Source organism: Mycobacterium sp. E2462, assembly GCF_001672685.1.
Taxonomy (GTDB): domain Bacteria; phylum Actinomycetota; class Actinomycetes; order Mycobacteriales; family Mycobacteriaceae; genus Mycobacterium.
The window spans coordinates 22,446-47,899 of record NZ_LZKC01000166.1; the positions used below are offsets into that span (position 1 = coordinate 22,446).

Sequence of the window (25,454 nt, forward strand, 5' to 3'; positions counted from 1 at the left end):
CGTCGAGTGTGAAACTAACGGCACACTCGTACCAGTGAAGTGACGAAGCGAGTGACTCATGCGACGCTGCGGTCGTGGGTGAGCCATTCCTTGGTAGCGAGGCCATCGCTCGAGGCTCACTGACCAGGGGTCAGTTGTCCGGCGGCTATACCCGACTTTTCCGAGACGTCTACGTCAGTCGGGATGCCGACGTTACTGCCGCCCTGCGCGCGCGGGCCGGATGGCTTTGGACGGGCCGTCAGGGTGTGGTCGCCGGGTTTTCCGCAGCGGCGCTACACGGGAGCAAATGGGTCGAGGGCGGGACCGTGGTGGACCTCATTCACGACAACCGCCACCGTCAAGCCGGCATTCGGGCTCACGCGGACCGTATCGAGGAAGACGAGATCACCGCCATCGCAGGGATCTCCGTGACCTCACCAGCCAGGACGGCTCTGGATATCGGCTGCTGGTATCCGACCACCGCCGCGGTTGCGGGCATCGACGCATTGGCTCGAGCCACACGAATCAAGGCCGCGGATGTCGAGTTGCTCGCGGAACGGTACTCGGGCCGCCGCGGCATCGTGCAGGCAAGGGAGGCCCTCGCACTTTTCGATAGTGGGGCACAGTCTCCGAAGGAGTCGTGGCTGCGCGTCGTGCTCGTCCACGCGGGTTTACCGCCGCCTCAGACGCAGATCCCAGTTTTCGATCACTTCGGTGAGCCGGTGGCTTATCTGGATATGGGCTGGGAAGACGTCAAAGTCGCGGCCGAGTATGACGGTGAGCAACACCGCAACGACCGTCGGCAATACACCTGGGACGTCCGGCGATTGGAGATGCTCGAGGGCCTCGGCTGGATCGTCATCCGGGTGGTCGCTGGTGACCGCCCCGCCGATATCGTCCGGCGAGTACGCGCCGCCCGTGCCCGTCGAGCGTGAAGCTACTTTCACGCTGGCAGGCGAACGTGAAGCTAACTTCACACTCGGGTGGTGGGCTCGGGTGGGGTCGGGTCGCTAGACGCTCGAGGACCTAAGCCGGCACCAACTCGACGCCGCTGAGCACCACGGCGTTGTCGCGCGCGGGCGCGACAACGCTCGCCAGGAAGCGGCCGTCGTCCTTCCAGATGCCGACCCGCAGCGTCTCGCCGGGGAACGCGACCCCGGCGAAGCGCGCGCCGTAGGCCGCGACGGCTGTGGCGTCGCCGTCGAGCACCGCGTCGGTGATCGCCTTGCACGTCATGCCGTAGGTGCACAGCCCGTGCAGGATGGGCTGCGAAAAGCCTGCCGCCGCAGCGAATTCGGGGTCGGAATGCAGCGGGTTGCGGTCGCCGCAGAGCCGGTACAGCAGGGCCTGCTGCGGCAGGATCGGCACCGCGACCTCCAGGTCGGGCGCCCGGTCCGGCGTCGCGTCGGACGTCGACGGCCCGCGCTCGCCGCCGAAGCCGCCTTCCCCGCGGGCGAAGATCGACCGCTTCTGCGTCCACAGCAGCGTCCCGTCGGGGGCGCTCACCGTCGTCTCGCTCCACAACACCGCGGCTTTGCCCTTGTCCCAGATGTCGGTGAACCGGGTGACCGCCGTGGCCGAACCCGACGGGGGCAGCGGCGCCGGCACCTCGACCCGCTCGCTGGCGTGCAGCACCTTGCCCAGTTCGATGTCGATGCCGGGGAAGCGCACCGTCGGCGGCTTGGTGACGTGGAAGGTGGCCGCGACGTTGCCGAACGTCGGCAGCACCTGCGGGGTGTCGTCGACGAGGTAGCGCAACTCTCGGGGGCTCATCGGGTCCGCCCCGGCGCCGAGTCCGAGGTGGTAGAGCTGCACATCGCTGCTCTCCCAAGCGAACTCGATGGGATCCAGCTCGGCCGCCAGCGCGACGTCAACGTCGATCGGCATCTCAATTCCCCTTCGCGATGTGCAGCGCCGCCAGGTAGCCGAACGTCATCGCCGGTCCGATGGTGCCGCCCGGTCCCGGGTAGGTGTGGCCCATCACCGGGGAACTGACATTGCCCGCGGCATACAGCCCCTCGATGACGCTGCCGTCGTCGCGCAGCGCCCGGCCGTGGACGTCGGTGCGCACCCCACCCTTGGTGCCCAGGTCGCCGGGCACCAGCTTGGCGGCGTAATACGGCGCGTGCCGCAGCTCGCCGAGGTTCGGATTCGGCTTGTTCGTGGGGTCACCGTAGTAGCGGTCGTAGGCGCTCAGCCCGCGCTGGAAGTCCTCGTCGACCCCGGACCGGGCGAACCCATTGAATCGCTCCACGGTCGCCGACAACTCGGCCGCCGGCAGCCCCGCCTTCTGGGCGAGCTCCTCGAGGGTGTCGGCCTGCACGATGACGCCGGATTCCAGCCACTTGCGCGGAATACGTTGTCCGGGCTGCAATCCGGCGAAGATGTAGCGGTCGCGGTATTGCTGGTCGAACACCAGCCACGCCGGGATGTTCTCACCGGGGCCCGGCCCCTGCCCGTACTCCCCGCCGTACATGTGATGGCACGCCTCGACGTAAGGCATCGACTCGTTCATGAACCGCTTGCCCGACATGTTGACGATGATCGAGCCGGGGGAGTTGCGCTCCGAGAGCGCGAACCACGGCGCCCCCACCAGCGGGACCGTCGGGCCCCACCAGGCGTCTTCCATCAATTCCAATGCGGCACCCAGCTTTTCGGCAGCGACGATGCCGTCACCGGTGTTGGCCACCGCGCCGACGGTCCACTCGGTCGTGATGGGTGCGCGCTGGTATTTCACCCGCATCTGCTCGTTGTGTTCGAACCCGCCGCTGGCGAGGATCACCCCGCGCCGGGCACGGATCAGCCGCGGCTCCGCGGACTCCGCAGCCCCGGTGTCGCGGACGTAGACGCCGCGCACCACGCCGTCCTCGACGTAGAGGTCCGTCAACGCGGTGTTGAGCAGCACCGGAACACCGGCCCGCTGCAACCCGATCCGCAGCGGCGCGATCAGGGCGCGGCCCATGCCGACGAGGTTTTTACCGGTCGACTTCGCCCACATGGTGCGCGCGCCCACCTTGAGGCTGCGCAGCACCCCGCGGGGATGCCGCTTGAGCTGGTTGAGCCGCACGTAGTCCTGCTGCATGACGACCACGTTGAGCGGCACCTTGCCGTAGGCGGGTTCGAGCCCGGCTTCGTCGGGGCCCAGCTTGCGGGCGTCGAACGGCTTCGGCTCGATCGAGCGGCCTTCGGCGCGGCCGCCGGGCGATTCGGGGTAGTAGTCGGAATACCGCGGCACCCAGCACATCTTCAGCGGCGCGTGCTTGAGCACGAACGACAGCATCTCGGGTCCGCGTTCGAGGTAGGTGTCGATGCGTTCGGCCTCGACAACGTCGCCGACGATCCCGTGCAGATAGGTGCGCGCCGCCTCCGGGGTGTCCTTGACGCGGGCGCGTTTGAGAACGTCGTTGTTGGGGATCCAGACACCGCCGCCCGACCTCGCAGTGGAGCCGCCGAAATGGGGAGCCTTCTCGATCACTACCGTCGAAAGTCCCTGATGCGCGGCCGTGAGAGCGGCCACCATGCCGGCTCCGCCGCTCCCGACTACGACGACGTCGAGCTCCTGTGCTGTCATGTAGAACACGTTATAGAATTGCTCGGGCCGGGCGCTACTGGGCCGGTCAACCGTACGAGGGGACTTCCGTAGATGCTCAACGTTGCGATACGTGACGAGCTTGCCGCCGAGCTGGCGCAGGCCGAGCGGAGCCGTGAACCGATTGCCCCGCTCACCGCTGCTCACCCGGAGATCGACGTCGTCGACGCCTACGAGATCCAGCTGATCAACATCCGCCAGCGGGTCGCCGAGGGCGCCCGGGTGCTGGGCCACAAAGTCGGGCTGTCGTCGAAGGCGATCCAGCAGATGATGGGCGTCGACGAGCCCGACTACGGCCACCTGCTCGACGAGATGCAGTTGTTCGAAGACACCCCGGTGCGGGCCAGCCGCTACCTGTATCCCCGTGTCGAGGTGGAGGTCGGCTTCATCCTCAAGGCGGACCTGCCCGGCGCCGGTTGCACCGAGGACGACGTGTTGGCGGCCACCGAGGCGGTCTGCCCGTCCATCGAATTGATCGACACCCGCATCACCGATTGGAAGATCGAACTCTGCGACACCATCGCCGACAACGCGTCGTCGGCGGGATTCGTGCTCGGACAGGGTCGGGTATCCCCCCACGACATCGATCTCAAGGCGATCGACGCCGTCCTCAAATGCAACGGCGAGGTGGTGGCGCAGGGCCGCAGCGACGCGGTGCTGGGCAACCCGGTGACCGCGGTGGCTTGGCTGGCCCGCAAGGTGGACGGCTTCGGCGTACGGTTGCACAAAGGCGACGTGGTATTGCCGGGGTCATGCATGCGGGCGATAGATGCACACGCCGGCGACGAATTCGTCGCCGACTTCACTGGCCTCGGTTCCGTCAGGTTGTCGTTCGAATAATTGCGAGCGATTCGTGAATTCAATAGCTGAATACAGGAGCGATTACATGCCGGCTAAGGCGAGCGTGGCCATTGTCGGGTCGGGAAACATCAGCACTGACCTGCTCTACAAATTGCTGCGGTCGGATTGGTTGGAACCGCGCTGGATGGTGGGCATCGACCCCGAGAGCGAGGGCCTGGCCCGCGCCCGCAAGCTGGGTCTGGAGACGACCCACGAAGGGGTCGACTGGCTGTTGGCCCAGCCGGACAAGCCCGACCTGGTGTTCGAAGCGACCAGCGCGTACGTGCACCGCGACGCCGCGCCCAAATACGAGGCCGCGGGGATCCGGGCGATCGACCTGACCCCGGCCGCCGTCGGCCCGGCGGTCATCCCGCCCGCCAACCTGCGCGAGCACCTCGACGCGCCCAACGTCAACATGATCACCTGCGGGGGTCAGGCGACCATCCCGATCGTCTACGCCGTGAGCCGCGTCGTCGAGGTGCCCTACGCCGAGATCGTGGCGTCGGTGGCGTCGGTGTCCGCCGGACCCGGCACCCGCGCCAACATCGACGAGTTCACCAAGACCACCAGCAAGGGCGTCGAGACCATCGGCGGCGCTCGGCGCGGCAAGGCGATCATCATCTTGAACCCGGCCGACCCGCCAATGATCATGCGCGACACCATCTTCTGCGCCATCCCCACCGACGCCGACCGCGACGCGATCGCGCAGTCGATCCGCGACGTCGTGGCCGAAGTGCAGACCTACGTGCCCGGCTATCGGCTGCTCAACGAGCCCCAGTTCGACGAGCCGTCGGTGCATTCCGGCGGCCAGGCCGTCGTCACCACCTTCGTCGAGGTGGAAGGCGCCGGGGACTATTTGCCCCCCTACGCCGGCAACCTCGACATCATGACCGCCGCGGCCACCAAGGTCGGCGAGGAGATCGCCCGGGAATCCCTCGGCGCCGCCACGCAAGGAGCCCAGGCATGACCTCCGATATCTTCTTCAACCCCATCTGGGACGTCCGGATGACCGACACGTCGCTGCGCGACGGCTCGCACCACAAGCGCCACCAATTCACCGCCGAGGAGGTCGGGGCCATCGTGGCGGCCCTCGACACCGCCGGCGTGCCGGTCATCGAGGTCACCCACGGCGACGGGCTGGGCGGTTCCAGCTTCAACTACGGGTTCTCCAAAACCCCGGAGCAGGAGCTGATCAAGCTCGCCGCGCAGACCGCCAAAGAGGCCAAGATCGCCTTCCTGATGCTGCCCGGCGTGGGCACCAAGGAGGACATCAAGGAGGCCCAGAACAACGGCGGCTCGATCTGCCGGATCGCCACGCACTGCACCGAGGCCGACGTCTCCATCCAGCATTTCGGCCTGGCCCGAGAGCTGGGGTTGGAAACCGTCGGGTTCCTCATGATGTCGCACACCATCGCGCCGGAAAAGCTGGCCGAGCAGGCCCGCATCATGGCCGACGCGGGGTGCCAGTGCGTCTACGTCGTGGACTCCGCCGGTGCGCTGGTCCTCGAGGGCGTGCGCGACCGGGTGGCGGCGCTGGTCGCCGAGCTCGGCGACGACGCCCAGGTGGGCTTCCACGGGCACGAGAACCTCGGGCTCGGCGTGGCCAACAGCGTGGAGGCCGTGCGGGCGGGCGCCAAGCAGATCGACGGCTCGTGCCGCCGGTTCGGCGCCGGCGCGGGCAACGCGCCGGTCGAAGCGCTCATCGGGGTGTTCGACAAGATCGGCGTCAAGACCGGCATCGACTTCTTCGACATCGCCGACGCCGCCGAGGAGGTGGTGGCCCCGGCGATGCCCGCCGAGTGCCTGCTGGACCGCAACGCCCTGATCATGGGTTACTCCGGGGTGTACTCGAGCTTCCTCAAACACGCGATCCGCCAGTCCGAGCGCTACGGGGTGCCGGCGCACCAGCTGCTGCACCGGGCTGGTCAGCGCAAGCTCATCGGCGGTCAGGAGGACCAGCTCATCGACATCGCGCTGGAGATCAAACGCGAGCAGCAGGCAGGCGCCTCGGCCGGCCGCTGACCGGCCCGGCAAAGCGCACAGGCCACGCATAGCGACCGCGGGTAATCTTTGGTGCATGCGTACGACATCCAAAGTGGCCGGCCTGATCGCCCGGGGGCTGCTGGTGGCGACCGCCGCGACCGTGATCGCGCTGCCCGTGGCGGGCACCGCCGACGCGGCCCCCTGCAACCAGACCGTGGGGCAGTCGATCGACTCGTACCTGCAGCGGCATCCCGACATTCACGCGCAGCTGCAAGCCAGGTCCGAGGCTGAGGGCGGCGGCCCCAACGTCCTGGACTACCTGAACCGGCATCCCGACGTGCGGCAGCACCTGATCGACCTGTCGCAGCGGTGCACGTCGTAGTGAGCCGCGCTCGTCGTCGGTGACCGCGGACGACACGCGGGAATGTTCGCCATTGACGAAAAAGTAGAACACGTTCTAGCGTCAAGGCGTGTTCTCTGAACCCCTGACGTCCGCGATCGCCGAGGCCGAGGCTCTGGTGGCCGCCGCGCCGTTCATCGAGTCCGAGGCCGACCTGCTGGAAGGGCTGCAGTACCTCGCCGGCTGCGTCTCGGGCTGTGTGCATCTGGCGTTCGACTACGACCGCGATCACCCCTTCCTGCAGTCGGGCACCGGGCCGTTCACCAAGATGGGCCTGGACAACCCGGACACGCTCTACTTCGGCACCCGTGTGCACGCCGGCCACGAGTACCTGGTCACCGGCCGGCGCGGCACCACCACCGACCTGAGCTTCCAACTGCTCGGCGGTGAATACACCGACGACTTCGTGCCCGTCAGCCAGGCCGCATTCGACGACCGCGAGCTGCAGATCGACGCGGACGGCGCGTTCGAGTGGCGGGTCCGACCGACCAACGCGGGACAGCTGGTGATCCGCGAGGTCTACGGCGACTGGGCGGCCCAGCGCGGCACGCTCGCCATCTCCAGGCTCGACACCGCCGGCACCGCGCCGCCGCCGCTGACTCGCGAGCTGATCGAAAAGCGCTACGCCACAGCCGGAAAGCAACTGGTGCAGCGGGTGAAGACCTGGCTGCAGTTTCCGCAGTGGTTCTATGACAATCTGCCGGTCAACACCATGGTGGCGCCGCGGTTGACCCCGGGCGGGCTGGCGACCCAGTATTCCTCGGTGGGTCATTGGGACCTGCGACCCGACCAGGCGCTGATCATCACCATCCCGGTCAGCGACGCCCCCTACCTCGGCTTCCAGCTGGGCAGCCTGTGGTACATCTCGCTGGACTACATCAACCACCAGACCTCGCTGAATAACACTCAGGCACAAGCGGATCCGGATGGCAAGGTCCGCATCGTCGTCTCGGACGGTAACCCGGGTGTCACGAACTGGGTGGAAACCCTCGATCACCGACGCGGCTACCTGCAATTTCGCTGGCAGCGGGTGTCTCGCGAGCTGACCGAGGCCGACGGGCCCACCGTCGAGCTGGTCGACCTCGACGCGGTGGCAAGCAAGCTGCCCTACTTCGAGCAGAATAAAATCTCCGAAGACGATTGGCGTGCTCGAATCGCCCTGCGCCAGCAACAGATTCAGGCAAGGATGTTGGGATGACGAAGCTGCTCGACGGCAAGGTGGTGGTCATCAGCGGCGTCGGCCCCGGCCTGGGCACCACGCTGGCGCACCGGTGCACGCGCGAAGGCGCGGACCTGGTCCTGGCTGCCCGCACGCCGGAACGCCTGGACGACGTCGCCAAACAGATCGCCGACCTCGGAGGCCGGGCCGTCACGGTGCGCACCGACATCACCGACGACGACCAGGTCAGCAACCTTGTCGACGCCACCCTGGAGGCCTACGGCAAAGTCGACGTGTTGATCAACAACGCGTTCCGCGTGCCGTCGCTGAAGCCGTTCTCCGGCACCAGCTTTCAGCATATTCGCGACGCGATCGAGCTGAGCGCGCTGGGCGCGCTGCGGCTCATCCAGGGGTTCACGCCGGCGCTGGCCGAGTCGAAGGGCTCGATCGTGAACGTCAATTCCATGGTGCTGCGGCACTCGCAGGCGAAGTACGGCGCTTACAAGATGGCCAAGTCGGCGCTGCTGTCGATGTCGCATTCGCTGGCCACCGAGCTGGGCGAGCAGGGAATCCGGGTCAATTCCGTTGCGCCGGGCTATATCTGGGGTGAGACACTGCAGGGCTACTTCAACCACCAGGCAGGCAAGTACGGCACCACCGCCGAGCAGATCTACGAGGCCACTGCCGCCGGCTCCGACCTGAAGCGACTGCCGACCGAGGACGAGGTGGCCTCGGCGATCCTGTTCATGGCCAGCGACCTGTCCAGCGGCATCACCGGACAGACCCTGGATGTCAATTGCGGGGAGTACCACACCTGATGCCGCCATCGACGATGCAGAGCGCGAGGCGATGAGAAGGAGATGGCGGAGATGACGGGTGAGCGCACCAACGTCGGCACCGTCGAGGACCTGCATGCGTCGGCGACCAAGCTGGTCGGCCTCGATGACTTCGGGGTCGACGACGACAACTACCGCGAGGCCCTCGCCGTGCTGTTGGAGTCCTACCAGCGCGACGCGGGACTCACCGAGTTCGGCAGCAAGATGAATCGGTTCTTCCTGCGCGGCGCGCTGGTGGCCAGGCTGTTCTCCGAGTCCGCCTGGAAGCAGTACCCGCAGCACGCCGACGTCGGCATCGAGCGGCCGATCTTCGTCACCGGGCTGCCGCGCACCGGCACCACGATCCTGCACCGGCTCCTGGGCGCGGACCCGCTGCACCAGGGCCTGCATCTGTGGCTGGCGGAGTTCCCGCAGCCGCGGCCGCCGCGCGACACCTGGGATTCCAATCCGTGGTACAGCCAATTGAACGCCCAGTTCGACAAGGCTCACGCCGAGAATCCGGAGTACACCGGCCTGCATTTCATGGCCGCCTACGAGCTCGAGGAGTGCTGGCAGCTGCTGCGGCAGTCGCTACATTCGGTGTCCTACGAGACGCTGGCGCACCTGCCCACCTATTCGCAGTGGCTGTCGCGGCAGGACTGGACACCGTCGTATCAGCGGCATCGGCGGAACCTGCAGTTGATCGGGCTCAACGACGCCGACAAGCGGTGGGTGCTCAAGAATCCCAGCCACCTGTTCGCCCTCGACGCGTTGATGGCGACGTATCCCGACGCGTTGGTGATCCAGACCCACCGGCCGGTGGAGACCATCCTGGCGTCGATGTGTTCGCTGGCCCAGCACACCGCCGAGGGCTGGTCGACGACGTTCTCCGGCGCCCAGATCGGTGCCGACGCCATGGAAACCTGGTCGCGGGGCTTACAGCGCTTCAACACCGAGCGCGCCAAACACGACGCCGCCCAGTTCTATGACGTCGACTACCACGACCTGATCGCCGATCCGCTCGGGACGGTCGCCGGCGTGTACCGCCACTTCGGCCTGGAGCTGACCGACGAGGCCCGAAAGGCCATGGAGGACAGCCACGCCGAGAGTCAGACCGGCGCGCGGGCCCCCAAGCACAAGTACTCGCTGGCCGATTACGGCCTTACCGCCGAAGAGGTCAAGGAGCGCTTCGCGGGCCTGTGAGCGCCGCGCCGGGGTGACTGCCTGCCGGGGTGCCCTGCCGCTCGCCGCGCTTGCCGCTTACCGCCGCCGCTGCCGTCATGCCCGCGCTTACTGTCGCGCTCGCCGCCGCGCTTGCCGCGCTCGCCGCGCTCGCCGCTAGGCGTTGTCGCTATGAGGCGGGCACAAACCGATATGCCCTGCTGGCCGGGGCCGGTGCGGCCCATGGGACCGGTGGGGCCAGAGTCAGTCCTCGTCGTCCGGGGCGCCGTCGAGATAGCCCTCGGCGACCGCGTGCTCGATGCTGTCGCTCAGTTTCGGGCACGAGCGCGTCCGGGCGGTGTCGCCGCCGGACTCGCGCACCTCCGTGAAGTAGGCGCAGCGCTGCCACGCCTGGGTGTTCCATTGCACCGCGGTGTGCCCGGGCCCGAGCCGGCGGACCGTCACGCTGACGTGGCAGAACCGGCAGTCGACCGGCAGCAGCCCCGACGTGAGATACCGCTCGCGGTCCGCGCGGCTGGCCTCACGGACCGCGGCCGCCCGCTCCGGGTCGTTCGCGAAATCCCTTGACTTCGACCAGGATCGAGACCCGCCCTCGCGGGCCGGCCTGTCCTCGTGGTCGTGCCCGTCGCCGTGCAGCAACAGCATCGACCGCGCCAGCTGGTCGACGTCGGGCACCGCCGACTGATCGTCAGGCATGGGCGTCAGTGTTGTTCGGCGGGAACTTCTTCGGCCGCCTCCGACTCGGCTTCCCGGGCCTTGAGGTTCTGCTCGACCTCGGCGTTCCAGTACTCGTTGGCCCTGGTGGTGTCCACCTCGATCTCGAAGCGCTCCACCATCTCCGGCTCGATGTCGGCGACGTCGACGTAGAACTGCTGATACCAGCGGCGCAGCTGATAGACGGCACCGTCCTCCTCGACCAGCAGCGGGTTGTCGATGCGGGTCTTGTGCTTCCAGATCTCGACGTCCTGCAGGAAGCCCTTGCTGACGCCCTCGGTGAAGACGCGCGACAGCTTGTCGGTCATCTTCTCGTCCATGCCCTTGGGCTTTTCGACGATCACGCCCCACTGCAGCACGAACGAATTCTGGGTCACCGGATAGTGGCAATTGATCAGGATCGACTCGGCCTTGTAGCCGCCGTAGCTGTTGTGCAGCCAGTTGATCATGAACGACGGCCCGAAGTAGGACGCCTCGGAGTCCAGATGCGCCTCACCGTAAGACGTGCCGAGGTCGTTGACGTCGGGCCGGCCCACGTTGTGCAGGTACTGCGAGGCGATGTGACCCTCGAACACGTTCTTGAAGTACGTCGGCAACCCGAAATGGATGTAGAAGAAGTGCGCCATGTCGGTGACGTTGTCGATGATGTCGCGGCAGTTGGAGCCCTCGATGAGGATGCGGTTCCACCGCCACTCGGTCCACTCGTCGCTGTGCGACTCCGGGATGTCGGGGATGCGGACGGCAGGGTCGGGCGGGTTGTTCTCGTGGTCGTGCCAGACGAACAGCAGGCCCCCGCGCACGTCGGTCGTCCACGCCCGGGTCCGCGCCGTCTTGGGCGTCCGCTTCGCGTACGGCACCAGCTTGCAACGGCCGTCACCGCCCCAGCGCCAGTCGTGGAACGGGCAGGCGACCTCGTCGCCTTTGATGGTGCCCTCGGACAGGTCGCCGCCCATGTGCCGGCAGTAGCCGTCGAGCACCTTGATGTCGCCCTGCGAGTCGGCGAAGACCACCAGCTTGGTGCCGAACGCCTCCACCGGGTGCGGCTTGCCGTCCTGGAAGTCCTTCGCGACGCCCAGGCAGTGCCAGCCGCGGGCGTACCTGGTCGGCAGGGCGCCGGGATCGATCTCCCGGATGCCGACCGCCTTGGTGTCGGTACTCACCAGTCACCTCCAACTCGCAGGACCTCTAACTAGAACACGTTACAGTTTTGCGGCGGGGGCGCGCAACGACGCGGCCCGTGACTGACGCCTCCCGCAACGGCGGCGGCCCGTGACGGACGCCTCCGGCAACGGCGGCGGCATGCGGTGACGGCCGCGCCGGCTGCGACATATGCGCGTTGGTGTATATCTAGACGATGCCGCTGTATGCCTTCGAGGGGCGGGCGCCGCGGGTCGATCCCACCGCGTTCGTCGCCCCGACCGCCACCCTGATCGGCGACGTCACCGTCGAGGCCGGGGCCTCCATCTGGTTCAACGCCGTCCTGCGCGGCGACTACGGCCCCATTGTGGTGCGGGAGGGCGCCAACGTCCAGGACGGCTCGGTGCTGCACGCGCCGCCGGGCATCCCGGTCGACATCGGTCCCGGCGCCACCGTGGCGCATCTGTGCGTCATTCACGGCGTGCACGTCGGGCCCGAGGCGCTCATCGCCAACCACGCCACCGTGCTGGACGGGGCCGTGATCGGCGCGCGCAGCCTGATCGCCGCGCACTCGCTGGTGGTGGCCGGCACGCATATCCCCGCTGGCGTGTTGGCGGTCGGCTCGCCGGCGCAGGTGAAGGGGCCCATCGCGGGAACCGGCGCGGAGATGTGGATCAACGTGAACCCGCAGGCCTACCGCGACCTCGCGCAGCGGCACCTGGCCGGCCTCGAGCCGATCTAGGCCTTGCGGGTGTTGGCCGCCGCGCGCTCCATCTCCCAATAGGCGCGCAGGGCGACCAGCTGGCCCTCGTCGTTGGCTTTGTAGGTGAACACGCCCTCGGCGGTCGTGACGTAGTCGCCGGTGGTGATGAGGATGTGGCCGACGTTGGCCTCCTCGTTGCCGCACTGGTAGGTGTCGTTGAAGACGAATTCGATCTTGGTGGTGGGGGCGATGGCCTTGTCCCAGAAGTCCGAGATTGCGGCCCGGCCGCGGTGGCCCTTGCCCTCGGGATCGAAGGCCGACGGCCCGATCGGGTCCTCGACGACGGCGTCGTCGGCGAACACCGCCAGCCACGCCTGCTTGTCCCGCGCCGCGACGGCCTCGCGGGAGCGGCGGCCCGCCTCGTGCGCGGGGTGCTCAGTCATTCACGCACCGACTTTTTCGGGCGTCGGCTTGTCCGCCCCGACCACCCACATGGAGTAGTACTGCGAGCCGCCGCCGTAGGCGTGCCCCAACGCCTTTCGCGCGTTGGGCACCTGGTGGTCGCCGCCCTTGCCCATCACCTGGATCGCCGCCTCGGCGAAGCGGATCAGGCCCGACGCGCCGATCGGGTTCGACGACAGCACGCCGCCCGAGGGGTTGACCGGCAGCCGACCACCGATCTTGGTTTCGCCCGCCTCGGTGAGCTTCCAGCCCTCGCCCTCGGGGGTAAAGCCGAGGTTCTCCAGCCACATCGGCTCGAACCAGGAGAACGGAACGTAGATCTCGGCCGCGTCGATCTCGTCGATGGGGCTCTCGATGCCGGCGGCCTTCCACAGCGCGGCGGCCGCGTCGCGGCCGGCCTGCGGGCTGACCTGGTCGCGCCCGGCGAATTGCAGGGGCTCGGTGCGCAACGCGGTCGCGTGAATCCACGCCACCGGATGTCCTTGCGACAGCCGGGCTTCCGCGGCCTGCTCGTCACCGATCACGACGGCGGCCGCGCCGTCGGACGACGGGCAGGTCTCGTCGTAGCGGATCGGGTCCCACAGCATCGGCGATGCCATCACCTTCTCCACGGTGATGTCGGCTTGCTGCAGGTGCGCCAGCGGATTCTTGCTGCCATTGAGCCGGTCCTTGACCGCGACCATGGCCCCGATGTTGGTGGGCGCGCCGGAGCGGCGGATGTAGGAACGCACGTGCGGGGCGAAGTAGCCGCCCGCACCGGCGCCCACCGGCTTGATGAAGGGAATCGGAATCGACAACGCCCACATGGCGTTCGACTCCGACTGCTTCTCCCACGCCATCGCCAGCACGCGCTTGTACTTGCCCGACTGCACCAGGCTGGCGGCCACCACGCCGGTGGAGCCGCCGACCGAACCGGCGGTGTGCACCCGGATCAGCGGCTTGCCCGTGGCGCCCACGGCGTCGGCCATGAACAGCTCCGGCATCATCACGCCCTCGAAGAAGTCGGGGGCCTTGCCCACCACGACGGCGTCGATGTCGTCGAAGGTCGATCCCGAGTCGGCCAGGGCGCGGTCGATCGCCTCGCGCACCAACCCGTTCATCGAAACGTCCTGGCGCTTGGCCACATACTTCGTCTGCCCGGTACCCAGTACCGCGGCGAGGTTCGCTCCCGCACCGGCCATCAGTTCTTCCCTTCCATGACCGCAACCAGGTTCTGCTGAAGCGCGGGGCCGCTGGTGGCGTGCGCCAGCACACGCTCGGCCGATCCGCTCCAGATATGTTGTGCTGCAAAGCCGATACGTTCCAGGCCGGCGACGAACATCGGGTTGGCCGCCAGCGCGCCACCGGACGGGTTGACCTTGGTCGGCCCCGGAATCCGAATGGCCTCCTCCAGGATCAGGTGCTGATGGGTGAAGGGCGCGCAGATTTCGGCGACGTCGAGGTTGTCGGTCCGGCCACCCGTGGCGACATGGGCCGCCGCCTTGGTCGACGGCGACTCGGTCAGGTCGCGCAGACCCAGGGCGGGGGACTCGATGCGGTGCTCGATTCCCGTGATCCAGGCCGGGTTTTCGCGCAGCTCCCGCGCACGGTCGTCGGCGGCCAGGACGATTGCGGCGGCACCGTCGGTGATCGGCGCGATGTCGTGCCGGCGCAACGGCTCGGCGAAGAACGGCCGCTCGAGCAGCTCCGCGACGCTGATCGAGCCCTCCACGTTGTCCACGCGGCGCGCGTTGGCGAAGGAGTCGAAGGCCACCCGCGCCATCTGTTCCTGCGTCCACTTGCCGGCGTCGAGACCCATCCGGGCCTGCAGCCCGGCCATCGAGATCGAGTCCGGCCACAGCGGCGCGACCGTGTAGGGGTCGGTCTGGCGCGACAGGATCTGGCGCAGGATCCCGGCCGAGGACTTTCCGAAGCCGTACACCAGCGCGGTCTCGACCTCACCGGTGAGGATCTTGATGTAGGCCTCGTAAAGCGCCCAGGCCGCGTCCATCTCGACGTGCGACTCGTTGATCGGCGGCACGGCGCCGATCGAGTCGATGGCCGAGATGAACGAGAAAGCCCGGCCGGCAAGGTAATCCGAGGAGCCCGAGCACCAGAAACCGATGTCGGCCCTGGTGATGCCCAAGTCCTCGTACAGTTGGCCGAAGCACGGGATCAACATCTCCACGCCGTTGGTGGTGCCGTCGGTGCGGCGGACATGCGGGGCGTGGGCAAAGCCGACCACCGCAACGTTGCGAGCGCTCATGTGTTCTAAGCCCTTTACAGGTGGTGCTTGTAGGTGTCGTACTCCGCGTCCGGTTCCCCGGTCGGCCGGAAGTACTCGATGTTGTCGATCCCAAATCCCCACTCGTCGCGGGGTTTCCAGACCGCCTCGACCCGCATGCCCATGCGCACCTCGTGCGCGTCGATGTCGGCGACCAGGTGCAGGAACGGGATGTCGGCGCCGTCGAGCAGCACGTAGGCCGCCACGTAGGGCGGCTTGATGCGCTGACCCTGGAACGGGATGTTGATGATGGCGAACGTCGTCACCGTGCCCTTGTCCGGCAGCTCGACGAAGTCGGTGGTCGGCTGGCCGGTGGCCGGATCCGCGCCGTGGGGCGGGAAGTAGACCTTGCCGTGTTCGCCGGTCTTGGCGCCCAGGAGCCGGCCCTGCGCGATGGCGCGCAGGTAGGCGCTCTCCTCGTGCGAGGCGGTGTGCTGGATGGTCAGCGAGATCGGCGTGACGACCATGGTAACCGGATCTTGTTCGGCGCCAGCCTGTTCCGACACCGGTTCCGCCTCGTCGCCCAACTCGAAGTAGGCGATGTCGGTGATGGCGCCCACCGGCTCGTCGGCCCAGTGCACGTGCACCCTGGAGCCGGTGCGAATGTTCGTGGGCTCGCCGGCGTCCACCGCATGCAGCAGCGGCGTGTCCGCCCCGTCGAGCGTGATGAGCGCCCACGCGAACGGCCGGTCCAGCGGTTGGCCCTCGATCGGGTCGGGCTGCCAGGCCCAGGAGACGACGGTGCCGACGCTGGACACCGGTACCATCTCGCCCAGCGGCTCGTAGGTGACCGGGTCATATTCCGCGGGCGGAACATGCACCCGGCCATCGGATCCGCGTACCCCCAGCACGTGACGGTCGCGCAGTGCAGTGAAGAACTTGCCCAGCGTCGGACCGACCGAACGGGTGTAGTCGAAGGACAGGGTTAACGGCGCGGAGAGAGGCGGCTCGGAGTGATCGATGGTGGTCGGGCCGCTCGAAGTGGCTGTCACGCCATCGAGTAGAACAGGTTCTAAGAACCGTTTCAACATCGGGTCTGCCGGAAGGGCGAGGACTATGAAGCTGGGACTGCAACTTGGGTATTGGGGCGCGCAGCCGCCGCAGAACCACGCCGAACTCGTCGCCGCCGCTGAAGCGGCCGGATTCGACGCCGTCTTCACCGCCGAGGCATGGGGGTCCGACGCGTACACGCCGCTGGCCTGGTGGGGCTCGTCGACCCAGCGGCTGCGGCTGGGCACGTCGGTGGTGCAGTTGTCCGCGCGCACCCCGACGGCGTGCGCCATGGCCGCGCTGACGCTCGACCACTTGTCCGGCGGTCGCCACATCCTGGGCCTCGGCGTCTCGGGCCCGCAGGTGGTGGAGGGCTGGTACGGCCAGTCGTTCCCCAAGCCGTTGGCCCGCACCCGCGAATACGTCGACATCATCCGCCAGGTGTGGGCCCGGGAGAAGCCCGTGACCAGCGACGGCCCGCACTACCCGCTACCGCGGACCGGCGAGGGCACCACGGGCCTGGGCAAGCCGCTCAAGCCGATCACGCACCCGCTGCGCGCCGACATCCCGATCATGCTCGGGGCCGAGGGCCCGAAGAACGTCGCGCTGGCCGCCGAGGTCTGCGACGGCTGGCTGCCCATCTTCTACACGCCGCGCATGGCCGACACCTACAACGAGTGGCTCGACGAGGGCTTCGCCCGGCCCGGCGCGCGCCGCGGCCGCGAGGACTTCGAGATCTGCGCGACGGCCAACATCGTCATCACCGAGGACCGGCCCGCCGCGTTCGCGGCCATGAAGCCCTACATCGCGCTGTACATGGGCGGGATGGGCGCCGAGGACACCAACTTTCACGCCGACGTCTATCGCCGGATGGGTTACGCGGAAGTGGTCGACGACGTCACCAGGCTGTTCCGTAGCAATCAGAAGGACAAGGCCGCCGAGATCATCCCCGACGAGGTCATCGACGACGCCGCGATCGTCGGCGATGTCGACTACGTGCGTAAGCAGATCAAGGCGTGGGAGGCCGCCGGAGTAACGATGATGGTGGTGTCGGGACGCAGTACGGAGCAGGTCCAAGAGCTGGCGACCCTGATCTGACCGACGCGCGGCACCGACTAGAACACGTTCTATTTTCCTTGCCAGCGGCTTAGAACGCGTTCTAGATTGTCCGGATGACACGCCCGAGCACGCCGCCGCGCGGCGACGCGCCGGGCGGTCGACCCGGGGCCGGGCGGTCAGCCGAGCGGGTGGGCGTCGTCGAAGGTCATCTCGACGTGGCCGACCGAACCGCTCACCATCGCCCGCCGCGGCAGTCCCAGCGACGCCAGTTCCTTGGCGTAGGGGTGCTCGCCCAACCGCAACGTCGCGCCGCCGAGCCGGCCGCGCGCGCCGCGGACCCGCATCTCCCAAGGCACCTCGCGGGTGGTGCCGTCGGCGTGCGTGTAGGTCTTGAGCACCTGCGGGCGCGAGGTGAGCACCGACGGCACCGGCACGGCCCGGCCGAAGTCGATGCCGGCGATGTGCGCGCCGTCGGCGCTGACGTCGAACCCGAACCGGCCCCCGTGTTCCCGAACGGTGAACTCGGCCATGATCTTCGGGAAACCCCAGATGGAGCGCCCCGCCTCGAGAGTGAAGCTCTGGTCGACCGGCAGGTGGTGGATCAGCGCGGCCGCCGCACCCAGCGCCCGCAGCCCCCGCGCGTTCGACCCGGGCGGATTGACCATCACCGCGGTACCGAACTCGTGGTACTGCCCCAGATCACCGTCGACGTAGCGCACCAGCATCAGGTTGACGACGGCGCGCCCCGGGCGGTGTTCGCACACTCGCAACCCGCTGTAGTCGATAAGCCGCTGGGCCGCTTGGGCATCGACGGAAAACATCGCGGTGTGCACGTCGGCCTTGCGGATCCGCACCGGCATGGTGAGCACCGTCCCGGCGACGATGTGTTGTGAACTAGGCATGGCGGTTACTGTAATCCTTTCGTTAACCTTTGGAGGCCCTCAATGACGACGACCATCCCCGACGCGATCCGCGACATCGACCTGGCCGACGGCAACTTCTATGCCGATCGGGCCGCTTCGCGCGAGGCGTATCGCTGGATGCGCGCCAACCAGCCGGTGTTCCGCGATCGCAATGGGTTGGCCGGCGCCACCACGTATCAAGCCATCCTCGACGCCGAGCGTAACCCGGAGTTGTTCTCGAGCACCGGCGGGATCCGCCCGGACCAGCCGGGGATGCCGTACATGATCGACATGGACGATCCCGCACACCTGTTGCGGCGCAAGCTCGTCAACGCCGGCTTCACCCGCAAGCGGGTCAAGGAGAAGGAACCGTCGATCGCCACGCTGTGTGACACCCTGATCGACGCGGTGTGTGAGCGCGGCGAGTGCGACTTCGTGCGCGACATCGCGGCCCCGCTGCCGATGGCGGTCATCGGTGACATGCTCGGCGTGCTGCCCGAGGAGCGCGGCATGCTTTTGAAGTGGTCGGACGACCTGGTGTGCGGGCTGAGTTCGCACATCGACCCCGCCTCAACGGAATTCCAGACGGTGATGAACGCCTTCGCCGCCTACACCGCGTTCACCATGGACATCATCGCCAAGCGGCGCTCCGAGCCCACCGAGGACCTGTTCTCCATCCTGGTCAACGCCGAGGTGGAGGGGCAGCGGATGTCCGACGACGAGATCGTCATGGAGACGCTGCTGATCCTCATCGGTGGTGACGAGACCACCCGGCACACCCTCAGCGGCGGCACCGAGCAGCTGGTGCGCCACCGCGACCAGTGGGACGCGTTGGTGCGTGATCCGTCGTTGCTGCCGGGCGCCATCGAGGAGATGCTGCGCTGGACCTCGCCGGTGAAGAACATGTGCCGAATCCTGACGGCGGACACCGACTTTCACGGGACGGCGCTGCGCGAGGGCGAGAAGATCATGCTGCTCTTCGAGTCGGGCAACTTCGACGAAAACGTGTTCGACGACCCCGATTCTTTTGACATTCGGCGAAACCCGAACAGCCACATGGCGTTCGGCTTCGGGTCGCATTTCTGCCTGGGTAACCAGTTGGCCCGGCTGGAGTTGTCGATGATGACCGAGCGGGTGCTCAAGCGACTGCCCGACCTGAGGCTGGCCGACGACGACTCGACGCTGCCGCTGCGCCCGGCGAACTTCGTCAGCGGCCTGGAGTCGATGCCGGTGGTGTTCACCCCCAGCGCGCCGCTGCTGAGCTGACGCGTTCTGGTCGCGAGCGCAAGGCCACTGCGAAAACTCGCGGAGATTTCCGCAGTGGCCTTACGCTCGCGAGCGATGATGCCTTTGCCCGCGAGCGGCCGGCTACTTGTTCTGGAAGTTGGGCTTGCGCTTCTCGGCGAACGCGCGGGGGCCTTCCTTGGCGTCGTCGGACAGGAAGACCTTGATGCCGATCTGGGTGTCGATCTTGAAGGCGTCGTTCTCGTGCATGCCCTCGGTCTCGCGGATCGCCCGCAGGATCGCCTGCACGGCCAGCGGCCCGTTGTTCTCGATGATCTCGGCGATCTCCAGCGCCTTGGCCAGCGCCTGCCCGTCCGGGACGACGTGCCCCACCAGGCCCATCTCCTTGGCCTCCACGGCGGTGATGTGCCGCCCGGTCAGCAGCAGGTCACAGGCCACGGTGTAGGGGATCTGGCGCACCAACCGCACCGCGGAGCCGCCCATCGGGTACAGGCTCCACTTGGCCTCGGAGATGCCGAACTTGGCGCTCTCGCCGGCGATGCGGATATCGGTGCCCTGCAGGATCTCGGTGCCCCCGGCGATGGCGGGCCCTTCCACGGCGGCGATCAACGGTTTGGTGAGCCGGCGGCCCTTGAGCAGCGCGTCGATTCGTGACGGGTCGTAGCTGCCGTCCTTGAAGGATTCGCCCGGCGGCTTCTTGGTTGCCGCCTTGAGGTCCATGCCGGCGCAGAAGTAACCACCGGCGCCGGTCAGGATGCAGCACCGGATGTCGGGATCGTTGTCGACGCGGTCCCAGGCCTGGACCATGATTTCCATCATTGCCGTGCTCAGCGCGTTGCGCGCGTGCGGCCGGTTCAGGGTGACGATGAGGGTGTGTCCGCGCTGCTCGACGATCGCGTCGGGACCCGATTGTTCGTTTGCTGGAGCCTCGACCACGGCTGCCGCCTTTCCCTCGTCAATGAGCATGAGCTTGTCAAGAAATGTAACACGTTCTAATTTGGTGGCCGTGGCCCTGAATATTGCCGATCTCGCAGAGCACGCCATCGACGCTGTGCCCGACCGTGTCGCCCTGATCTGCGGTGACGAGAAGCTGACCTACGCCGAACTCGAGGAGAAGGCCAACCGGCTGGCGCACTACCTCCTCGACCAGGGCGTGCGCAAGGACGACAAGGTCGGCCTGTACTGCCGCAACCGCATCGAGATCGTCATCGCGATGCTGGGCATCGTCAAGGCCGGCGCCATTCTGGTCAACGTCAACTACCGCTACGTCGAGGGCGAGCTGCGCTACCTGTTCGACAACTCGGACATGGTCGCGCTGGTGCACGAACGCCAGTACTCCGACCGGGTGGCCAACGTGCTGCCGGACACGCCCGACGTCAAGACGATCCTGGTGATCGAGGACGGCAGCGACAACGACTACCAGCGCTACGGCGGCGTCGAGTTCTACTCCGCGATCGCGCAGGGCTCGCCGGAGCGCGACTTCGGCGAGCGCAGCGCCGACGACATCTACCTGCTCTACACCGGCGGCACCACCGGCTTCCCCAAGGGCGTGATGTGGCGCCACGAGGACATCTACCGGGTGCTGTTCGGCGGAACCGACTTCGCCACGGGCGAATTCATCGCCGACGAGTACGACCTGGCGAAGGCCGCGGCCGCCAACCCGCCGATGGTGCGCTACCCGATCCCGCCGATGATCCACGGCGCCACCCAGTCGGCCACCTGGATGTCCATCTTCTCCGGTCAAACCACCGTCCTGGCACCGGAATTCAACGCCGACGCGGTGTGGCGCACCATCCACGACCACAAGGTCAACCTGCTCTTCTTCACCGGTGACGCCATGGCCCGGCCGCTGCTCGATGCGCTGCTGGCCCATCAAGACAAGGGCAACGAATACGATCTCTCCTCGCTGTTCCTGCTCGCCTCGACCGCCGCGCTGTTCTCGCCGAGCATCAAGGAGCGGCTGCTGGAACTCCTGCCGAACCGGGTGATCACCGATTCCATCGGTTCCTCGGAGACCGGCTTCGGCGGCACCAGCATCGTCGCCAAGGACGCCCCGCACAGCGGCGGGCCGCGGGTGACCATCGACCACCGCACGGTCGTGCTCGACGACGACGGCAACGAGGTCAAGCCGGGCTCGGGCGTGCGCGGGTTCATCGCCAAGAAGGGCAACATCCCCGTCGGCTACTACAAGGACGAGAAGAAGACCGCCGAGACGTTCAAGACGATCAACGGGGTGCGCTACGCCATCCCGGGCGACTGGGCGCTGGTCGAGGAGGACGGCACCGTCACCATGCTGGGCCGCGGGTCGGTGTCGATCAACAGCGGCGGCGAGAAGATCTACCCCGAAGAGGTCGAGGCGGCGCTGAAGGGCCATCCCGACGTGTTCGACGCCCTGGTCGTCGGCGTGCCCGACCCCCGCTACGGCCAGCACGTGGCCGCGGTCGTGCAGCCGCGGGCCGGCTGCCGGCCGTCGCTGGCGGACCTCGACGCCTTCGTGCGCTCCGAGATCGCGGGCTACAAGGTGCCGCGCAGCCTGTGGCTGGTCGACGAGGTCAAGCGGTCGCCGGCCGGCAAGCCCGACTACCGGTGGGCCAAGGAACAGACCGAGGCGCGCCCGGCCGACGACGTGCACGCGAGCCACGTGACCGCCTGACACTTGACCGACTTCGTCAAGCGGCACCCCGACGCGCCCGAGGGTTTCTTCGGCTGGGAGGCCGCGGGGCTGCGCTGGCTGGCGAGCGTCGACGGCGGTGTGCCGTGCGCCCGTGTCGTCGCTCACGACGCGAGCAGCCTGGCGCTGCAGCGGCTGGAATCGGTGGCCCCGAGCCCCGCGGCGGCGCGCGAGTTCGGTGGCCGGTTGGCCGTGACGCACGACGCCGGCGGAGCCGCGTTCGGGGCGGGGCCCGACGGCTGGGACGGGCTGGGCTTCTTCGGCCCGCTGGCGCAGCCACTGCCGATGTCGCTGCGCCGACGCGAGCGCTGGGGCGAGTTTTACGCCGACGAGCGGCTGACGCCCATGGCCGAGCTCGCCGCGCCTCGGCTCGACGCGTCGACGCGGGCCGCGCTCGACGCGGTTGGGCGGCGCTGCCGGGCCGGCGATTTCGACGACGACGAGCACCCGGCGCGGCTGCACGGCGACCTGTGGAGCGGCAACGTGATGTGGACGCCGGGCGGGGTGGTGCTGATCGATCCCGCCGCGCACAGCGGGCACCGCGAGACCGACCTGGCCATGCTGGCGCTGTTCGGCTGCCCGCACCTCGATGAGATTCTGGACGCCTATCAGCGGGTGCGCCCATTGCGGGCAGGCTGGCGCGACCGGATCGGGCTGCATCAGCTGTTCCCGCTGCTGGCACACGTCGTGTTGTTCGGCGGCGGGTATGCGCGGCAGACCGAGGCCGCCGCCCGCGCCGCGCTCGCCGCCTGACCGGCTCAGCTAGGTTGGAGCCGATGACGATCGACGTCTGGATGCAGCATCCCACCGCGCGGTTCCTGCGCAGCGACATGCTGGCGTCCCTGCGCCGCTGGACCGGTGATGCGCTCCCCGACGGCGACATCCCGATCGAGGCGACGGTCGCCGCGATGGACGCCGCCGGTGTCGGACTCGGCATCCTCAGCGCCTGGCAGGGCCCCAACGGGCAGGACCTGATCTCCAACGACGAGGTGGCGCAGTGGATTCGGTCGCAGCCGAACCGGTTCGTCGGCCTGGCGGCGGTGGACCTGGACCGCCCCATGGCGGCCGTGCGGGAACTTCGGCGCCGGGTGGGTGAAGGATTCCGGGGCCTGCGGGTGGTGCCGTGGTTGTGGAACGCGCCGCCCACCGACCGCCGCTACTACCCCCTGTTCGCCGAGTGCGTGCAGCTCGGCGTGCCGTTCTGCACCCAGGTGGGGCACACCGGCCCGCTGCGCCCCTCCGAAACTGGCCGTCCGATCCCCTACATCGATCAGGTGGCCCTGGACTTCCCGGAGCTGGTGATCGTCTGCGGGCACGTCGGCTATCCGTGGACCGAGGAGATGGTCGCCGTGGCCCGCAAACACCCGAACGTCTACATCGACACCTCCGCCTACACCGTGAAGCGGTTGCCCGACGAACTCGTCAGATTCATGAAGACCGGCACCGGTCAACGAAAGGTGTTGTTCGGCACCAACTATCCGATGATCGCCCACCAGCATGCGCTGGCCGGACTGGACGGGCTGGGCCTGACCGACGCGGCGCGCCGAGACTTTCTGCACGACAACGCCGTGGGCGTCTTCAACCTGGAGGGAATCGCGTGAACGGTGCGCAGGCGTTGATCAACACCCTGGTCGACGGCGGGATCGACGTGTGCTTCGCCAACCCGGGCACGTCGGAGATGCACTTCGTCGCGGCGCTGGACGACGTTCCCGACATGCGCGGCGTGCTGGTCCTTTTCGAAGGCGTCGCCACGGGAGCCGCCGACGGCTACGCCCGCATGGCCGATCGGCCCGCCGCCGTGCTGCTGCACCTGGGTCCGGGGCTGGGCAACGGCCTGGCCAACCTGCACAACGCACGGCGGGCCCGGGTGCCGATGGTGGTGGTCGTCGGCGACCACGCCACCTATCACAAAAAGTACGACGCCCCACTGGAATCCGACATCGACGCCGTCGCGGGCACGGTGTCGGGGTGGGCGCGCCGCACGACGAGCACCGCCGCCGTCGCCACCGACACGGCCGAGGCCATCGCGGCGAGCCGGTCGGGTCCGCGCATCTCCACCCTGATCCTGCCCGCGGACGTGTCCTGGTCCGACGGGGCGCGGCCGGCCGGGCCGCTGCCCGCGCAGCCGGCGGGCGCCGAGCCGCGGTTGGCGTTCGAGGTGGTCGAGGTGCTGCGCTCGGGGGAACCCACCGTGCTGATGATCGGCGGTGACGCCACCCGCGGCCCCGGCTTGGCCGCCGCGTCGCGCATCGCTCAGGCGACCGGGGCGCGGTTGCTGTGTGAGACGTTCCCCACCCGGCTGGAACGAGGCGCCGGCGTTCCCGCGGTCGAGCGCCTCGCGTACTTCGCCGAGGCCGCCGCCGCGCAACTCGACGGTGCCAAGCACCTCGTGCTGGCCGGCGCGAAATCGCCGGTGTCGTTCTTCGCCTACCCGGGCATGCCGAGCGACCTCGTGCCCGCCGGCTGCGAGGTGCACCTGCTTGCCGAGCACAGCGGCGCCGCCGAGGCGCTGAGCGCGGTGGCCGACGAGGTGGCACCCGGAACGAGCGCGTCGGTGGCGGCCGCGTCGCGCCCCGAAATGCCCACCGGCGCTTTGACGGCCGCATCGGCGGCCGCCGTGATCGGGGCGCTGCTGCCCGAGCGGGCGATCGTGGTCGACGAGGCCAACACGTCCGGGGTGCTGTTGCCGACGGCCACCGCGGGAGCGCCGGCCCACGACTGGTTGACGCTGACCGGTGGGGCGATCGGCTACGGCATTCCCGCCGCGATCGGGGCTGCGGTGGCAGCGCCCGGTCGACCGGTGCTGTGCCTGGAGTCCGACGGCTCGGCGATGTACACGATCTCGGGACTGTGGACCCAGGCGCGGGAGCGCCTCGACGTCACGACCGTGGTCTACAACAACAGCGCCTACGACATCTTGCGGATCGAACTGGCGCGGGTGGGCGCCGGATCGGCACCCGGGCCCAAGGCGCTTAACCTGCTGGATTTGGCAAGGCCCACAATGGATTTCGTGAAGATCAGTGAGGGCATGGGGGTGCCGGCCCGGCGCGCCAGCACCGCCGAGGAGTTCACCGAAGCCCTGCGCGCGGCCTTCGCCGAGCCGGGACCGCATCTGATCGAGGCGGTCGTCCCCTCAATAACGGGCTAACCCGGGCAGCCGGCTCAGCAGCCACTCCGACAAAGTGTCGAGCACCGCGACGCCGGTCTCGAAGACGCCGTCGTGCACCTCAGCCGCCAGCGCCACGCCCCACTGCCCCGACGGCGTCGGCACGATGCCGAATTGCCGGACCAGGACACGTCCGCGGGCAGGATCAGGGTGGAGATGCGCGGACCCGACCGGCTCGCCGCGATGGCCTCGGCC

Annotated in this window: 25 protein-coding genes and 1 pseudogene; 15 read left to right on the top strand and 11 right to left on the bottom strand. The window is 68.2% G+C overall.

All coding sequences use genetic code 11. The annotated features are described in order from the left end of the window. Positions 1 to 74: 74 nt before the first annotated feature. The gene (locus A5714_RS07725; protein ID WP_068284364.1) at positions 75 to 914 is read left to right on the top strand and encodes a hypothetical protein; all 840 of its coding nucleotides are present in this window, start codon (positions 75 to 77) and stop codon (positions 912 to 914) included. Positions 915 to 1,005: 91 nt separating this feature from the next. Here A5714_RS07725 and A5714_RS07730 read toward each other — a convergent pair whose 3' ends face one another. Both A5714_RS07730 and kstD read right to left on the bottom strand, forming a co-directional pair. Then, positions 1,006 to 1,866 carry a MaoC family dehydratase gene (locus A5714_RS07730; RefSeq protein WP_068284366.1) on the bottom strand — a complete coding sequence of 287 codons (861 nt, stop codon included), beginning with the start codon at positions 1,864 to 1,866 and terminating at the stop codon, positions 1,006 to 1,008. 1 nt (position 1,867) lies between these two features. Then, on the bottom strand, positions 1,868 to 3,550 hold the full coding sequence (kstD, locus tag A5714_RS07735) for a 3-oxosteroid 1-dehydrogenase (protein WP_068284392.1): 1,683 nt from the start codon (positions 3,548 to 3,550) through the stop codon (positions 1,868 to 1,870). Positions 3,551 to 3,622: 72 nt separating this feature from the next. Between kstD and A5714_RS07740 the strand changes: the two genes are divergently transcribed. The 7 genes from A5714_RS07740 (at position 3,623) to A5714_RS07770 (ending at position 9,968) form a co-directional block, all read left to right on the top strand. Further along, the gene (locus A5714_RS07740) at positions 3,623 to 4,408 is read left to right on the top strand and encodes a 2-keto-4-pentenoate hydratase (protein ID WP_068284368.1); all 786 of its coding nucleotides are present in this window, start codon (positions 3,623 to 3,625) and stop codon (positions 4,406 to 4,408) included. Between the two features lie 46 nt (positions 4,409 to 4,454). Next, complete coding sequence (locus tag A5714_RS07745) at positions 4,455 to 5,375, top strand: acetaldehyde dehydrogenase (acetylating) (protein ID WP_068284370.1); 921 nt, start codon at positions 4,455 to 4,457, stop codon at positions 5,373 to 5,375. Next, the gene (gene dmpG, locus A5714_RS07750; protein ID WP_068065883.1) at positions 5,372 to 6,430 is read left to right on the top strand and encodes a 4-hydroxy-2-oxovalerate aldolase; all 1,059 of its coding nucleotides are present in this window, start codon (positions 5,372 to 5,374) and stop codon (positions 6,428 to 6,430) included. Before A5714_RS07745 ends, dmpG begins: the two co-directional genes overlap by 4 nt. A gap of 55 nt (positions 6,431 to 6,485) precedes the next feature. Then, the gene (locus A5714_RS07755) at positions 6,486 to 6,773 is read left to right on the top strand and encodes a hypothetical protein (protein WP_068065887.1); all 288 of its coding nucleotides are present in this window, start codon (positions 6,486 to 6,488) and stop codon (positions 6,771 to 6,773) included. A gap of 88 nt (positions 6,774 to 6,861) precedes the next feature. Continuing rightward, complete coding sequence (locus A5714_RS07760; RefSeq protein ID WP_068284371.1) at positions 6,862 to 7,989, top strand: hypothetical protein; 1,128 nt, start codon at positions 6,862 to 6,864, stop codon at positions 7,987 to 7,989. Continuing rightward, positions 7,986 to 8,768, top strand: coding sequence for an SDR family oxidoreductase (locus A5714_RS07765; RefSeq protein WP_068284373.1), 783 nt, complete (start codon positions 7,986 to 7,988; stop codon positions 8,766 to 8,768). Before A5714_RS07760 ends, A5714_RS07765 begins: the two co-directional genes overlap by 4 nt. Positions 8,769 to 8,819: 51 nt before the next feature. Then, positions 8,820 to 9,968, top strand: coding sequence for a sulfotransferase (locus tag A5714_RS07770; RefSeq protein WP_068284394.1), 1,149 nt, complete (start codon positions 8,820 to 8,822; stop codon positions 9,966 to 9,968). A 222-nt stretch (positions 9,969 to 10,190) separates the two neighbouring features. Here A5714_RS07770 and A5714_RS07775 read toward each other — a convergent pair whose 3' ends face one another. After that, positions 10,191 to 10,643, bottom strand: a complete 453-nt coding sequence (locus A5714_RS07775) for a hypothetical protein (RefSeq protein WP_068284375.1) — start codon at positions 10,641 to 10,643, stop codon at positions 10,191 to 10,193. Positions 10,644 to 10,648: 5 nt separating this feature from the next. Further along, on the bottom strand, positions 10,649 to 11,821 hold the full coding sequence (locus tag A5714_RS07780) for a Rieske 2Fe-2S domain-containing protein (RefSeq protein ID WP_068284377.1): 1,173 nt from the start codon (positions 11,819 to 11,821) through the stop codon (positions 10,649 to 10,651). A gap of 194 nt (positions 11,822 to 12,015) precedes the next feature. On the opposite strand from A5714_RS07780, the gene A5714_RS07785 reads away from it, so the two are divergent. Then, the gene (locus A5714_RS07785) at positions 12,016 to 12,540 is read left to right on the top strand and encodes a gamma carbonic anhydrase family protein (RefSeq protein WP_068065901.1); all 525 of its coding nucleotides are present in this window, start codon (positions 12,016 to 12,018) and stop codon (positions 12,538 to 12,540) included. Here A5714_RS07785 and A5714_RS07790 read toward each other — a convergent pair. The 4 genes from A5714_RS07790 to A5714_RS07805 are packed head-to-tail and all read right to left on the bottom strand — an operon-like array spanning position 12,537 to position 16,218. Continuing rightward, complete coding sequence (locus tag A5714_RS07790) at positions 12,537 to 12,944, bottom strand: nuclear transport factor 2 family protein (RefSeq protein WP_068065904.1); 408 nt, start codon at positions 12,942 to 12,944, stop codon at positions 12,537 to 12,539. The two genes, A5714_RS07785 and A5714_RS07790, sit on opposite strands and share 4 nt — an antisense overlap. Further along, entirely contained in the window at positions 12,945 to 14,144 is a 1,200-nt protein-coding gene (locus A5714_RS07795; RefSeq protein WP_068065907.1) for a thiolase domain-containing protein, read from the bottom strand. It abuts the gene before it with no gap. Then, entirely contained in the window at positions 14,144 to 15,208 is a 1,065-nt protein-coding gene (locus A5714_RS07800) for a thiolase domain-containing protein (RefSeq protein WP_068065910.1), read from the bottom strand. Before A5714_RS07800 ends, A5714_RS07795 begins: the two co-directional genes overlap by 1 nt. A 14-nt stretch (positions 15,209 to 15,222) precedes the next feature. Further along, a complete protein-coding gene (locus A5714_RS07805; protein WP_068065914.1) occupies positions 15,223 to 16,218 on the bottom strand; it encodes a Zn-ribbon domain-containing OB-fold protein in 996 nt (331 codons plus the stop codon). A gap of 64 nt (positions 16,219 to 16,282) precedes the next feature. Between A5714_RS07805 and A5714_RS07810 the strand changes: the two genes are divergently transcribed. Beyond that, complete coding sequence (locus A5714_RS07810) at positions 16,283 to 17,314, top strand: LLM class F420-dependent oxidoreductase (protein WP_068065917.1); 1,032 nt, start codon at positions 16,283 to 16,285, stop codon at positions 17,312 to 17,314. Between the two features lie 137 nt (positions 17,315 to 17,451). Here A5714_RS07810 and A5714_RS07815 read toward each other — a convergent pair whose 3' ends face one another. Continuing rightward, positions 17,452 to 18,177: an acetoacetate decarboxylase family protein gene (locus A5714_RS07815; protein WP_068065920.1), complete on the bottom strand. Its 726-nt coding sequence runs from the start codon at positions 18,175 to 18,177 to the stop codon at positions 17,452 to 17,454. A gap of 42 nt (positions 18,178 to 18,219) precedes the next feature. Between A5714_RS07815 and A5714_RS07820 the strand changes: the two genes are divergently transcribed. Further along, a complete protein-coding gene (locus A5714_RS07820) occupies positions 18,220 to 19,443 on the top strand; it encodes a cytochrome P450 (protein WP_068284379.1) in 1,224 nt (407 codons plus the stop codon). A gap of 102 nt (positions 19,444 to 19,545) precedes the next feature. On the opposite strand, the gene A5714_RS07825 is transcribed toward A5714_RS07820, so the two are convergent. Beyond that, complete coding sequence (locus A5714_RS07825; RefSeq protein WP_156747219.1) at positions 19,546 to 20,388, bottom strand: crotonase/enoyl-CoA hydratase family protein; 843 nt, start codon at positions 20,386 to 20,388, stop codon at positions 19,546 to 19,548. Positions 20,389 to 20,422: 34 nt separating this feature from the next. Between A5714_RS07825 and A5714_RS07830 the strand changes: the two genes are divergently transcribed. Genes A5714_RS07830 through A5714_RS07845 form a run of 4 tightly spaced genes read left to right on the top strand, consistent with a single transcriptional unit; the run spans position 20,423 to position 25,241 of the window. Next, the gene (locus A5714_RS07830; protein WP_068284381.1) at positions 20,423 to 22,075 is read left to right on the top strand and encodes an acyl-CoA synthetase; all 1,653 of its coding nucleotides are present in this window, start codon (positions 20,423 to 20,425) and stop codon (positions 22,073 to 22,075) included. 3 nt (positions 22,076 to 22,078) lie between these two features. After that, complete coding sequence (locus A5714_RS07835) at positions 22,079 to 22,846, top strand: fructosamine kinase family protein (protein WP_068284382.1); 768 nt, start codon at positions 22,079 to 22,081, stop codon at positions 22,844 to 22,846. A 23-nt stretch (positions 22,847 to 22,869) separates the two neighbouring features. Continuing rightward, complete coding sequence (locus tag A5714_RS07840; RefSeq protein ID WP_068284384.1) at positions 22,870 to 23,694, top strand: amidohydrolase family protein; 825 nt, start codon at positions 22,870 to 22,872, stop codon at positions 23,692 to 23,694. Beyond that, complete coding sequence (locus tag A5714_RS07845; protein WP_068284386.1) at positions 23,691 to 25,241, top strand: acetolactate synthase large subunit; 1,551 nt, start codon at positions 23,691 to 23,693, stop codon at positions 25,239 to 25,241. The genes A5714_RS07840 and A5714_RS07845 overlap by 4 nt, the downstream gene beginning before the upstream one ends. Here the strand turns inward: A5714_RS07845 and A5714_RS27015 are convergent. Beyond that, positions 25,227 to 25,454 (bottom strand): annotated as a pseudogene (locus A5714_RS27015) (hypothetical protein); the annotation flags it as partial. The gene A5714_RS07845 and the pseudogene A5714_RS27015 sit on opposite strands and share 15 nt — an antisense overlap.

Coding starts and splice junctions, on each gene's coding strand:
- A5714_RS07790 (WP_068065904.1), bottom strand. CDS start 12,944: ATGACTGAGCACCCCGCGCACGAGGCGGGCCGCCGCTCCCGCGAGGCC.
- A5714_RS07795 (WP_068065907.1), bottom strand. CDS start 14,144: ATGGCCGGTGCGGGAGCGAACCTCGCCGCGGTACTGGGTACCGGGCAG.
- A5714_RS07755 (WP_068065887.1), top strand. CDS start 6,486: ATGCGTACGACATCCAAAGTGGCCGGCCTGATCGCCCGGGGGCTGCTG.
- A5714_RS07730 (WP_068284366.1), bottom strand. CDS start 1,866: ATGCCGATCGACGTTGACGTCGCGCTGGCGGCCGAGCTGGATCCCATC.
- A5714_RS07765 (WP_068284373.1), top strand. CDS start 7,986: ATGACGAAGCTGCTCGACGGCAAGGTGGTGGTCATCAGCGGCGTCGGC.
- A5714_RS07800 (WP_068065910.1), bottom strand. CDS start 15,208: ATGAGCGCTCGCAACGTTGCGGTGGTCGGCTTTGCCCACGCCCCGCAT.
- dmpG (WP_068065883.1), top strand. CDS start 5,372: ATGACCTCCGATATCTTCTTCAACCCCATCTGGGACGTCCGGATGACC.
- A5714_RS07770 (WP_068284394.1), top strand. CDS start 8,820: ATGACGGGTGAGCGCACCAACGTCGGCACCGTCGAGGACCTGCATGCG.
- A5714_RS07740 (WP_068284368.1), top strand. CDS start 3,623: ATGCTCAACGTTGCGATACGTGACGAGCTTGCCGCCGAGCTGGCGCAG.
- A5714_RS07810 (WP_068065917.1), top strand. CDS start 16,283: ATGAAGCTGGGACTGCAACTTGGGTATTGGGGCGCGCAGCCGCCGCAG.
- A5714_RS07775 (WP_068284375.1), bottom strand. CDS start 10,643: ATGCCTGACGATCAGTCGGCGGTGCCCGACGTCGACCAGCTGGCGCGG.
- A5714_RS07825 (WP_156747219.1), bottom strand. CDS start 20,388: ATGCTCATTGACGAGGGAAAGGCGGCAGCCGTGGTCGAGGCTCCAGCA.
- A5714_RS07820 (WP_068284379.1), top strand. CDS start 18,220: ATGACGACGACCATCCCCGACGCGATCCGCGACATCGACCTGGCCGAC.
- kstD (WP_068284392.1), bottom strand. CDS start 3,550: ATGACAGCACAGGAGCTCGACGTCGTCGTAGTCGGGAGCGGCGGAGCC.
- A5714_RS07745 (WP_068284370.1), top strand. CDS start 4,455: ATGCCGGCTAAGGCGAGCGTGGCCATTGTCGGGTCGGGAAACATCAGC.
- A5714_RS07785 (WP_068065901.1), top strand. CDS start 12,016: ATGCCGCTGTATGCCTTCGAGGGGCGGGCGCCGCGGGTCGATCCCACC.
- A5714_RS07815 (WP_068065920.1), bottom strand. CDS start 18,177: ATGCCTAGTTCACAACACATCGTCGCCGGGACGGTGCTCACCATGCCG.
- A5714_RS07840 (WP_068284384.1), top strand. CDS start 22,870: ATGACGATCGACGTCTGGATGCAGCATCCCACCGCGCGGTTCCTGCGC.